This is a genomic window from Micropruina sp. (assembly GCF_027492755.1).
Taxonomy (GTDB): domain Bacteria; phylum Actinomycetota; class Actinomycetes; order Propionibacteriales; family Propionibacteriaceae; genus Micropruina.
Genome location: NZ_JAPUED010000118.1, coordinates 1 through 8176 on the forward strand (window position 1 = coordinate 1; position 8176 = coordinate 8176).

General features: G+C 68.8%; 10 protein-coding genes and 1 pseudogene. 8 read left to right on the plus strand and 3 right to left on the minus strand.

Annotation, left to right across the window (positions count from 1 at the left end; translation table 11 throughout):
- From Q0066_RS08190 to Q0066_RS08200, 3 genes and pseudogenes are all read left to right on the plus strand, one after another.
- Positions 1–218 (plus strand): annotated as a pseudogene (locus Q0066_RS08190) (adenylate kinase); the annotation flags it as partial.
- A gap of 3 nt (positions 219–221) precedes the next feature.
- On the plus strand, positions 222–1061 hold the full coding sequence (map, locus tag Q0066_RS08195) for a type I methionyl aminopeptidase (protein WP_298131874.1): 840 nt from the start codon (positions 222–224) through the stop codon (positions 1059–1061).
- Positions 1062–1180: 119 nt separating this feature from the next.
- Positions 1181–1675, plus strand: coding sequence for an SUKH-4 family immunity protein (locus Q0066_RS08200; RefSeq protein ID WP_298131876.1), 495 nt, complete (start codon positions 1181–1183; stop codon positions 1673–1675).
- Between the two features lie 36 nt (positions 1676–1711).
- On the opposite strand, the gene Q0066_RS08205 is transcribed toward Q0066_RS08200, so the two are convergent.
- From Q0066_RS08205 to Q0066_RS08215, 3 genes are all read right to left on the minus strand, one after another.
- Positions 1712–2041 (minus strand): type II toxin-antitoxin system PemK/MazF family toxin, encoded by a 330-nt coding sequence (locus Q0066_RS08205; protein ID WP_298131878.1) that lies wholly within the window; start codon positions 2039–2041, stop codon positions 1712–1714.
- Positions 2038–2286 (minus strand): hypothetical protein, encoded by a 249-nt coding sequence (locus Q0066_RS08210; protein ID WP_298131880.1) that lies wholly within the window; start codon positions 2284–2286, stop codon positions 2038–2040. Before Q0066_RS08210 ends, Q0066_RS08205 begins: the two co-directional genes overlap by 4 nt.
- Before the next feature lie 218 nt (positions 2287–2504).
- A complete protein-coding gene (locus Q0066_RS08215; protein WP_298131882.1) occupies positions 2505–3605 on the minus strand; it encodes a LacI family DNA-binding transcriptional regulator in 1101 nt (366 codons plus the stop codon).
- Between the two features lie 198 nt (positions 3606–3803).
- On the opposite strand from Q0066_RS08215, the gene Q0066_RS08220 reads away from it, so the two are divergent.
- Genes Q0066_RS08220 through Q0066_RS08240 form a run of 5 tightly spaced genes read left to right on the plus strand, consistent with a single transcriptional unit; the run spans position 3804 to position 8138 of the window.
- Complete coding sequence (locus tag Q0066_RS08220; protein WP_298131884.1) at positions 3804–4721, plus strand: amino acid ABC transporter permease; 918 nt, start codon at positions 3804–3806, stop codon at positions 4719–4721.
- 1 nt (position 4722) lies between these two features.
- The gene (locus Q0066_RS08225; protein ID WP_298131886.1) at positions 4723–5523 is read left to right on the plus strand and encodes an amino acid ABC transporter ATP-binding protein; all 801 of its coding nucleotides are present in this window, start codon (positions 4723–4725) and stop codon (positions 5521–5523) included.
- A 28-nt stretch (positions 5524–5551) separates the two neighbouring features.
- The gene (locus Q0066_RS08230; RefSeq protein ID WP_298131888.1) at positions 5552–6427 is read left to right on the plus strand and encodes an ABC transporter substrate-binding protein; all 876 of its coding nucleotides are present in this window, start codon (positions 5552–5554) and stop codon (positions 6425–6427) included.
- On the plus strand, positions 6424–7263 hold the full coding sequence (locus Q0066_RS08235) for a polysaccharide deacetylase family protein (RefSeq protein ID WP_298131890.1): 840 nt from the start codon (positions 6424–6426) through the stop codon (positions 7261–7263). Before Q0066_RS08230 ends, Q0066_RS08235 begins: the two co-directional genes overlap by 4 nt.
- On the plus strand, positions 7260–8138 hold the full coding sequence (locus Q0066_RS08240; protein WP_298131891.1) for a polysaccharide deacetylase family protein: 879 nt from the start codon (positions 7260–7262) through the stop codon (positions 8136–8138). The genes Q0066_RS08235 and Q0066_RS08240 overlap by 4 nt, the downstream gene beginning before the upstream one ends.
- Positions 8139–8176 lie beyond the last annotated feature (38 nt).

Below are 8176 nucleotides of genomic sequence, written 5' to 3' on the forward strand. Positions count from 1 at the left end.
TCATCCAGCGGATGCTGAAGCGCGCCGAGATCGAGGGCCGTCCCGACGACAACGAGGAGACCATCCGGAACCGGATGGAGGTCTACCACGAGCAGACCGACCCGCTGCTGGAGGTTTACGGCGAGCGTGGCCTGCTGATCGAGGTGGACGGCATGGGCACCGTCGAAGAGGTCTCCGCCCGGGTGCTGGCAGCGCTGTCCGAGAGGCTCGGTCACTGATCCGTGGCGGGTGGCATCGAGGTCAAAACCCCCGAGCAGGTACGCGTCATGCGGCGCGCCGGGCTGGTGGTCGGCCGTACCCTGGCGGCGCTGCGCGACGCGGCGACGGCAGGAGTCAGCACCGCTGAGCTGGACGCGCTGGCCCGCGACGAGTTGGCCCGCGCGGGCGCCACGTCCTCCTTCCTGAACTACGGGGGCGGCTGGGGCATCCCACCGTTCCCCGCAGTGACCTGCATCTCGGTCAACGACGAGATCGTGCACGGCATCCCCGGCTCACGGGTGCTGGCCGAGGGCGACCTGGTGTCGGTCGACTTCGGAGCCATCGTCGACGGCTGGCACGGCGACTCGGCGATCAGCTTCAGCATCGGTCAGCCCCGGCCGGACGACCAGCGGCTCAGCGACGTCACCCGGGAGTCGATGTGGCGCGGCATCGCGGCCGCCCGTATCGGTGGCAGGGTGGGCGACATCTCGGCGGCCGTCGAAGGCTATGTGCGCAGCCGCCGTCCGGAGCGGTACGGCATCATCCGCGAGTTCACCGGGCACGGCATCGGCTCGCAGATGCACCAGGCCCCTGACGTCCCCAATCACGGACGCCGTGGCCGCGGCCCGCTGCTGACCGAGGGTATCTGCCTGGCGGTCGAGCCCATGCTCACCCTCGGCGGCGAAGGCACCGCCACCCTGGACGACGGCTGGACGGTGGTCAGCCGGGACGGCTCCCGCGCCTGCCACTGGGAGCACACCATGACGGTGACCAAGCACGGCCTGTGGGTGCTGACCGCCGAAGACGGCGGCGAGGCCGAACTGACCGCGCTGGGTGCGAAGTTCGGCCCGTTGGCCGACTGAGCCGTGACCGAGTCGAAGTGCTGGCGCCAAGTGGCGGCGACGCTCTCCGACGGTGGTCGCCGGTTGCTCTACGCCCAGATCGTGGTGTCCGCGGACGCCGGCAGGCTGCCGGGGCCGCGATGACCGACCCCACGGATGCGGCGCGGGTGTGGGGCGACCCGGTCAGGTGGCCGGCGGGGCTGGTGCGGGACCTGGGTCTGACCGGCCGTGCTGCCGGCGTCCTCGTGCAGGTGGGTCTGCCGGACGCGGCCGAGCCCTTGTTCGCAGCTGGGCCGCTCCGCCCGGTCTTCTCGGGACCGGAAGCGGGAGCCATCCAGTTCGGCACCGATTTCGGATCGAGGATCTGCGTCCGTCCGCCGGACGGCGAGGTGGTCTCGGTCCGGGAGGACGGCGGTCCGATCCGCCGCGTCAACGCCGACCTCGCCTCCTTCGCCGAGTTCCTGTTTCGTGCCGCCAGCACCCTGGCCACTTTTCCGCAGCTTGATGACGACGCGATCGATCGGTCGGTGGCGACCCTGAGACAGGAGCTGCTACGGATCGACTCGTCGGCCTTCGCCGACCCTGACGACTGGTGGGCGCTCATCTTCGAACAGCTGCGCGACGGGCTGCTGTAGGGCCGCCGGACCGGTTCAGGGAACGTTCTTCCTGGTTCAGCGTTCCGCGCAGTTGACGGCGATCGCCAGGGCGTCGCAGACCGCGTGCATGCGGTCGCCGGCCAGCCGTCCGAGCCGCTGGGTGAGCAGGCCGACCGGCACCTGTTCCACGGAGTCGAGGTTGACCACGCACGGACGGGGGACCGGATCCTCCCCGGGCTCGAGTCGAACCTCGCTGGGCAGGCCGCGGATCGTCGTCGTGCAGGGTGCGATCATGGCCAGCCGGCGCGCCGCGATGGCCGCCGTTCGGGAGAGCACCACGACGGGACGGCGTCCGATCTCGGGGTGCTCGCACCACCAGACTTCGCCCCATTCGGGAAGGCTCATCGAGGACTGCGCGAGCGGATGGCGGTGCCGAAGCTAGCCAGATCGCCCCACTCGTCAGGAGTGTCCATCGGCTGGGCGGCATAGCCGGCGGCGTAGGCCTGGTCGATCTCGCCCGCCCGGACATCGGCCAGAAGCGCCCGCAGCGCCCGCTCGATCATGCTCGCGTCGGTACCGGAGAGATCAAGCGCTCGCGCCCGGGCGAGCAGATCGGCGTCCACTGTGGTGCTGATCCGTTGTCGTGTCATGCCACGATTGTGCCACGACAATGGTACGGCGGGCTCAGCCCCTACTGCCGGGCTCGTCCGATCGCGCGATCGACCACAGCTTTCGCGATGTGCGTACTGCTTTCGGGGTATTTCGCGAAAGCAGTGACGGAACCTGTCATCAGTGCTCGATCGCGCGATCGGTGGTCGGCGTCCATCGGCTGGGCGGCATAGCCGGCGCGTAGGCCCGGCGTCGCCCGCTACGGGTTGGACGACTCGGCCGTCACACGGGGGGCGCCGATCGACTCGCGATCGATGATCAGGTTGGGCAGCGTGTGCCGCCGTCCGGCGGGTCCGTCACCGGCCAGCCGGGCCAGCAGCACCTCGGCCGCCCGGACCCCCATCTCGTAGGACGGCCGCCGCACGGCGGAGATCGCGGGTGAACTGACCGTCATCCATTGGGCGTCGTCGAGGCTGACCAAGGACAGATCGCCGGGCACCGACAGCCCGCGCTGCTGCAACTCCTGGAAGGCGGTCAGTGCGATCTCGCTGTAGGAGGCCAGCAGCGCGGTGGGCGGATCGGGTGCGTCCAGTGCGGCCCGGACGACCTGGCGGGTCGAGTCGCGCGACATCGCCCCGGTATGCAGCCGATAGCGGACGCCGAGCGCGGCGGTGGCGTCCCGGAGCGCTCGGATGCGCTGCGCGATCGGAGAGATCGGCCGACTGATGCCCTGTTCGATCTCGTCCACCGACCGCGAGGTCGCCGCCACCAGGTCGATCCGGCGATGGCCCTCGCCGGCGAGCCGTTCGATCACCGCGCAGGTCGAGGCGTAGTCGTCGGCGCCCACCCAGTCGCTCTCGGGTGCGGGCAGGAACCGGTCGATCAGCACCAGCGGCCGCGGCATCTGCAGGATCTCGTCCAGATGGTTGGAGACCATGCCGGACGACGGGCTGACGATGAAGCCGTCCACCCGCTTGTCCAGGAAGACCTTGACTGCCGCCCGTTCGGCTTGGAGCTTCTCGTCGGTGTTGGCCAGGATGACGTCGAAGCCGCGGTCTCGGGCGGCGTCGATGATCCCCCGCACCGCGCGGGCGAAGTGTGGATCTTCGACGTCCGAGATCACCACTCCGATCGTGCAGGACCGGCCCGAGCTGACGCTGCTGGCCAGCGCGTTGCGGCGGTAGCCCAATGTGCGGGCCATCTGGAGCACACGCTCACGCAGGGCGGGGTCGACGGTGCCGTAGTTGCCCAGGCTGCGGGCGGCGGTCGAGCGGGAGACTCCGGCCGCATCCGCCACCTGCTGCAGGGTGGGTGCGCGTCGGGATCCTGTCCTCGCCGGCTCTGGCGCCAGATCCGCCATCGGTCGTCCTTTGTTTCGGCCTCGTTGCGGGATTGTTTGAATATGTCCGTCTCTAGCCTGAGATACCGGTGTCCTGTTAGCGTGACGGCGAACGCCGGGATCGGCCGAGACATGAGAGTATCGCCCCCAAGTTGTGCGCGTCAGGGTGCTCGACCGGCCGAAATAGCCAGGATCCAACGGCGATGAAAGGGACGACTCATGAGCGCAGGCCCGGCCGGCACGGCACCACCCGAGGCGGCCATCGCGGCCGACGAACTCACCGTCGTCCCACGTCGTCACATCGGTCGCTGGGTGGGTGCGGTGCTGGTCGTCGCCTTCCTGGTCTGGCTCGGCCTGGCGATGGCGAATGCCAAGATCGATTGGTCGATCGTCGCCGAATACCTGACCGTCCCGGTGATGATCGAGGGCATTCTGGTCGCGTTGGTGCTGACGGTGATCTCGATGGCGCTCGGCCTGGTGATCGGCGTTGTCACCGCGATCATGCGGATGTCGAAGAATCCGGTCACGTCGAGTGTCGCGTATCTGTACATCTGGGTTTTCCGCGGCACCCCGGTCTATCTGCAGTTGCTGATGTGGTTCAACATCGCGCTGATCTTCCCGGTGCTTTTCGTCCCGGGCATGGGAGTGGTGAAGACCATCAACGTGGTGACACCGTTCGTCGCGGCCGTCATCGCGCTCGGGCTGAACCAGGGTGCCTACACGTCCGAGGTGATTCGCTCCGGCATCCTGTCGGTCGACGAGGGGCAGACCGAGGCGGCCAGCGCGATCGGCATGACCCGCATCCACCTGATGCGCCGGATCGTGCTGCCCCAGGCCATGCGGGTGGTCATTCCGCCGATCGGCAACGAGGTCATCTCGATGGTGAAGACCACCTCGCTGGCTTCGGCCATCGGCGTGACCGAGATCCTCTCGCAGGCGCAGCACGTGTACTACGTGAACAGCAAGATCATGGAACTGCTGATCGTCTGCGCGATCTGGTACCTGGCGGCGACGACGGTGATGTCGATCGGGCAGTTCTACCTGGAGCGAGCGTTCGCCAAGGGTGCGTCCAGCCGGGCGCTGCCACCCACACCGCTGCAGAAGTTGCGGGCCGTCTTCACGGGCAAGAGGAGCTGAGATGACCGCAGAGGCTTTGGATGCGTCCCAGGTGCCGGTGGGGGAGCCACTGGTGCGGATCGAAGGGGTGCACAAGAGTTTTGGCCCCCTGCACGTGTTGAACGGCATCGATCTGGTGATCAACCGGGGCGAGGTGGTGGTGCTGCTGGGTGCCTCCGGCTCCGGCAAGAGCACGCTGCTGCGCTGCATCAACCACCTCGAAACGGTCTCCGCCGGACGAATCTGGGTGGGCGAGGAGGTGATCGGCTACCGCCAGGTCGGCACCAAGCTGCACGAGATGTCCGACAAAGAGGCGGCCCGCCAGCGCCGGTCGATCGGGATGGTCTTCCAGCGCTGGAACCTGTTTCCGCATATGACGGCGATCGAGAACATCGTCGAGGGCCCGGTCCAGGTGCAGAGGCGCAAGCCCGCCGAGGCGAAGCAGGCCGCCCAGGAGTTGCTCGAGAAGGTGGGGCTCGGCGATCGCGGCAATCAGTACCCGCGGCAAATGTCGGGCGGCCAGCAGCAGCGGGTGGCGATCGCGCGTGCGCTGGCGATGAACCCCGAGCTGATGCTGTTCGACGAGCCGACCTCGGCGCTCGACCCCGAACTGGTGGGCGAGGTGCTGCAGGTCATGCGCGATCTCGGTGATTCCGGCATGACGATGATCGTGGTGACGCACGAGATCGGCTTCGCCAAGGACGTCGCCGACCGGGTCGCCTTCATGGCCGACGGTGAGATCGTCGAACTCGGGCCACCCGAGGAAGTGCTGGTGAATCCGCAACACCCGCGGACCCAGGCATTCCTGTCCCGCATCCTGTGAACCCACGTTTTCCATAAGAGGAGCCACCATGATCAAAGTAAAGGGCCGTACCGTCGCGGCCGGAGCGGCGCTGGCCGTGCTCACCCTGTCCGGTTGCGTGCCTGCGCAGACCACACCGAGCGCCGACGCGTCGGCCGGTGGCCTGCCGCCGGCGATCGCGCAGAGCGGCACGCTCAAGGTCGGGACGTCGCCCGCGTACGCGCCGATGGCGTTCAAGAACCCGGACAACGCCAACGAGACGATCGGCGCCGACATCGATCTGGCGAATGCGGTCGCCAAGCAGCTCGGGGTCAAGGTCGAACTGGTCGAGACCCCGTTCGACCAGCTGATCAACTCGGTGGCGACCGGTCGGGTCGACACGGTGATGTCGGGCATCTCGGACACCGTCGAACGACAGAAGAGCGCCACCTTCGTCGACTACCTGAACTCGCAGGGCAGGTTCTACGCGCTGACCGACAAGGCCGGCGGATACACGGGCGAGGACACCATCTGCGGTAAGACCGTCGCGGTCAGCTCGAAGACCGACTACTACGACCAGGTCGCGGACGTCAGCAAGAAGGTGTGCGAGAGCGCCGGCAAGCCGGCCATCGAGCGGCTGAGCACCGATTCGGGTGCCGCCGCCCGGCTGCAGATCGAGCAGGGCCGTGCCGACCTGGCCGTGCAGGGTGGCGAGGGCATCGCCTACCTCGACAAATTCACCGAGAAGGGCAAGTACAAGGTCGTCCTCGATCCGCTGCCCGGCACCCCGTTCGGCGCCATCGTGATGAAGGACGACATGCAGCTCGCGAATGCGCTGCTGAAGGCGTTCCAGGACATCCAGGCCAACGGCGAGTACGACAAGATCCTGACCAAGTGGGGCCTGGAGGAATACAAGCTGGCGCCGGTGATCAACGGCACCAAGTGAGTTCGTCCTCACCCACGTCTGCACCGCGCTGGCCCGATGATCGGGCCAGCGCGGTTGGTCTTGCCTTCGACCTGGACGGCCCCACCGGTGACGCGATGCTGGACGGCTCGCTGCGCCGGCGTCCGGCCTACTTCAGCCAGAAGTGCTACGGCGTGTGGCGCGGGGTGGACCGGCTGCTGCGTCTTCTCGAGCCGCTGCCGGCGACCTTCTTCGTCCCGGCCTGGGTGGTGGAGCACTGGCCGGCCCAGTGCCGGCGGCTGGTCGACGCCGGCCACGAGGTGGCCCACCACGGCTATCAGCACGAGCGGTTCGCCGACCACGACCTGGCCGGGCAGCGGGCCATCATCGAACGCAGCCAGGCGATCTTCGCCGCGGAACTCGGCGGCCGGGCGGTCGGCTTTCGCACCCCGTCCGGCGACTGGACGCCGGGCACGCCGCAACTGCTCGCCGAACTGGGCTTCAGCTACTCGAGCTCGATGCGCGACGACGACCGTCCGTACCGGCACGCCGACGCCGACCTGATCGAGATCCCGGCCCGCTCCGAACTCGACGACTACACCAGCCTCGCCTACACCCGCGACCCGGACTGGCCCTCGGGCGGGGCGCGGATCGCGTCCTATCCGGCCACGCTGGACGCCTGGCGGCGTGAGGCGAGCGGCTACCACGCGGCCGGTGGCTGCCTGGTGACGATCTTCCACCCCAAATTCGTCGGACGGCCCGGCCCCGCCCAGCTGCTCGCCGAGTGGCTCGGTGCACTGCGAGCGGCCGACCCCTGGTTCGCCACCCTCGCCGAGATCGCCGATTGGGCGCGGACTCCGGAACTCGTCGCCCGATGAGTGACCGTTGGCCCAACGGTGGCCAGCTCGCCTGCCTGATCACGGTCGCGCTGGAGGCCGAGCTGGGCGTTCTGGCCGCCGACCCGTCCGCGGTGACCAGGCAGAAGTCGTTGTCGGTGGGGCGCTACGGAACGAACCGAGGGGCGGAGCGGCTGCTCGCCGTGCTCGCCGATCGTGGCCTGCGTTCCAGCTGGTTCCTGCCGTCCCGCAACGCCGAGACACACGCCTCGCTGACCGCCGAGGTGGTCGCCGCCGGGCACGAGATCGCCGTCAGCGGGCTCGCCCTGGAGGACTTCGGCACGCTCGGCCTGGCCGACCAGCATCGCTGCGTGGTCGAGGCTCGCGAGCGGATCGAGCAGCGGCACGGCGTCCGCGCCGTCGGTTTCCGGCCGGGGCGTGGCGACGCCCACCCTGCGCTGGCCGACCTGCTGCGCGCCGACGGCTTCACCTGGTCGTCGCAGCTGCGGGGCGACGACCTGCCGATCACGCTGCCCTGCGGACTGGTCGAGTTGCCGCACCACCACGAACTGGACGACGCCGCCTACTTCGCCTTCAACCTGGACCCGGCCATCCCGGCCGGCAGCCCGCGGATCGCGCCGGTCGGCGACGTCTTCGCGAACTGGTCGATCGAGTTCTCCGCACACCGGGCGGAGGGCCTGCTGTTCGTCCTCGACCTGCACCCCGAACTGATCGGGACGCCGTCGCGGGCAGCGATGCTGGGAGATCTGCTCGATCTGATCGTGGACGCCGGCGACAGCTGGGTGGCGACCGGCGACGAGATCGCCCGCTGGTGGCTAGCGCGTGACCCGGCCGGCCCGCTGCCCGCCGATCATCCGATCGCCGTCTTCGACCGCTACCTGACTGAAACCCGTTGATCGAGCTCGAGACCTGACCGCGGGCGCGCCGGTAAGTG